The organism is Bradyrhizobium oropedii (genome assembly GCF_020889685.1).
GTDB classification, from domain to species: Bacteria; Pseudomonadota; Alphaproteobacteria; order Rhizobiales; family Xanthobacteraceae; genus Bradyrhizobium; species Bradyrhizobium oropedii.
In genome coordinates this window covers 1-2,633 of record NZ_JACMYO010000368.1, presented here as the reverse complement: position 1 = coordinate 2,633, position 2,633 = coordinate 1, and the positions used below count along the sequence as shown (strand labels likewise).

Below are 2,633 nucleotides of genomic sequence, written 5' to 3'. Positions count from 1 at the left end.
CGGGAACGGGGCTGGGCGGGTCGAGAGGCCGCGCAAAGATTCCCGCCTACAGTCTTCGCGCCACTTCGGGAGCGAGTTCTTTCGCGGCCGCCGGCTTGCCGGCCACCGCCGAACGCAGCCGCGGCAGGATGTCGTCGACGCGGTCGGCCATCAGCACGTTGATCGGAAGCGTCGCGCGGATGAACTCGGTCGTGCGCATGTGGCTCAGCAGCGAGAGCAGGGGTTCCCAGAAACCATCAATATTGGCGAGCAGGATCGGCTTGGAGTGACGACCGAGCTGCTGCCAGGTCAGTTGCTCGACCAACTCTTCCAGCGTGCCGATGCCGCCGGGCAGCGCGACGAACGCATCCGAGCGCTCGAACATCAGCCGCTTGCGCTCGTGCATGTCGGGCGTGACGATCATCTCCTGAACCGAGGTCAGCGCATTTTCGCGCGCGCGCAGGAATTCGGGAATGATGCCGGTGACGGAGCCGCCATGATCGAGCGTGGATTTCGCGACCGCGCCCATCAGGCCGACCGAGCCGCCGCCATAGACCAGGCGCACGTTGTTTTCGGCAAAGGCCTTGCCGAGCGCGATGGCAGCGTCAACGAAGCGGGGATTGTTACCGGGGCCGGAGCCGCAATAAACACAGACAGTCTTGATTTGGTTCATACGATCCTTGTGGCACTGCAGCGTAAACAGGGTCAAGAGTCGGATATGGGGATTGAGAGCCAAAAAATCCCGCAAATCACCGCGAATCGCGAACAATTTTCGTCATAAGCCTGTACGCCGCGTTCAAACGATCTATATGACGGGCACAATGGCAAATCGTGGAAAAGATGTGGCAGCGCACCGGCGCGCCATGACGGCGAGAGCGGGCTCCTGATGGTGCCGCCGCAACAGACTGTGACCGGCGCCGCCGAGCCTTCGGCCGCGACGCCGGCCGCCGAGAAGGGGACGATGCTCGGCACCCTCGTTCACCTCTGGCCCTATATCTGGCCGGGCGATCGCGCCGATTTGAAGATGCGCGTGATCTGGTCGGTGGTGCTGCTGCTGTTCGCCAAGCTCGCGACGCTGTCGGTGCCGTTCACCTTCAAATGGGCGATCGATGCGCTGAACGGCACGGGCTCGGCGCCGGTTGCGCCGTCGAACTGGGTCGTATGGCTGATCGCCTCTCCGGTGCTGATGACGATCAGCTACGGTGCGGTGCGCATCATCATGGCGGTGCTGACGCAGTGGCGCGACGGCATCTTCGCCCGCGTCGCCATGCATGCGGTGCGGCGGCTCGCCTACATCACCTTCGTCCACATGCATGAGCTGTCACTGCGCTTCCATCTCGAGCGCAAGACCGGCGGCCTGACCCGCGTGCTGGAGCGCGGCCGGTCCGGGATCGAGACCATCGTGCGGATGGTGATCCTGCAGCTGATCCCGACCATCGTCGAGGTCGCGCTGCTGGCTGCGGTGCTACTGTGGCAGTTCGACTGGCGCTACGTGCTCGCCGTGCTGCTCACGGTCATCGTGTTCATGTACTTCACCTACATCGCGACCGAGTGGCGGATCGAGATCCGCCGCAAGATGAACGATTCCGACACCGAGGCGAACACCAAGGCGATCGACTCGCTGCTCAACTACGAGACGGTGAAGTATTTCGGCGCCGAGGAGCGCGAGGCGCGGCGCTACGACCGCTCGATGGAACGCTACGAGCAGGCCAGCGTGAAGACCTATACCTCGCTTGCGGTGCTCAACACCGGGCAGGCGATCATCTTCACCGCCGGCCTGACCGCGACCATGCTGATGTGCGCGTTCGGCATCCGCGACGGCACCCACACCGTCGGCGATTTCGTGCTGATCAATTCGATGATGATCCAGCTCTACCAGCCGCTGAATTTCATGGGCATGGTCTATCGCGAGATCAAGCAGGCGATCATCGACATCGAGAAGATGTTCGACGTGCTGGCGCGCGATCCAGAGGTGAAGGATGCGCCGGGCGCCAAGCCGCTCGTGGTGTCCACGGGCAGCGTGCGCTTCGAGGACGTCCGCTTTGCCTATGAGGGTGACCGGCCGATCCTGAAAGGCCTGAGTTTTGACGTGCCGGCCGGCAAGACGGTCGCGATCGTCGGCCCCTCCGGCGCCGGCAAGTCGACGATCTCGCGGCTGTTGTTCCGCCTCTACGACGTCTCGAGCGGCCGCATCCTGATCGATGGCCAGGACATCAAGACCGTGACGCAGGCTTCTCTGCGCTCGGCGATCGGCATGGTGCCGCAGGACACCGTGCTGTTCAACGACACCATCCGCTACAACATCCGCTATGGCCGCTGGGATGCCGGCGACGACGAGGTGGAGGAGGCGGCACGGCTGGCGCAGATCGACGGCTTCATCCGGATGTCGCCGCAGGGCTATGAGACCCAGGTCGGCGAGCGCGGCCTGAAGCTCTCCGGCGGCGAGAAGCAGCGCGTCGCGATCGCGCGCACGGTGCTGAAGGCGCCGCCGATCCTGGTGCTGGACGAGGCGACCTCCGCGCTCGACAGCCACACCGAGCACGAGATCCAGGGCGCGCTGGAGCGGGTGTCGCGCAACCGCACTTCGCTCGTCATCGCGCACCGGCTGTCGACCATCGTCGGCGCCGAGAGATCATCGTGCTGGACCAGGGCCG

1 protein-coding gene and 1 pseudogene are annotated in these 2,633 nt (G+C 64.4%); one reads left to right on the top strand and one right to left on the bottom strand.

The window, feature by feature from the left end; genetic code table 11:
• Window positions 1–46 precede the first annotated feature (46 nt).
• Window positions 47–652: an LOG family protein gene (locus tag H8A95_RS42445; RefSeq protein ID WP_229188373.1), complete on the bottom strand. Its 606-nt coding sequence runs from the start codon at window positions 650–652 to the stop codon at window positions 47–49.
• A 213-nt stretch (window positions 653–865) separates the two neighbouring features.
• Between H8A95_RS42445 and H8A95_RS42440 the strand changes: the two are divergent.
• Window positions 866–2,633, top strand: a pseudogene (locus H8A95_RS42440) (ABCB family ABC transporter ATP-binding protein/permease); the annotation flags it as partial.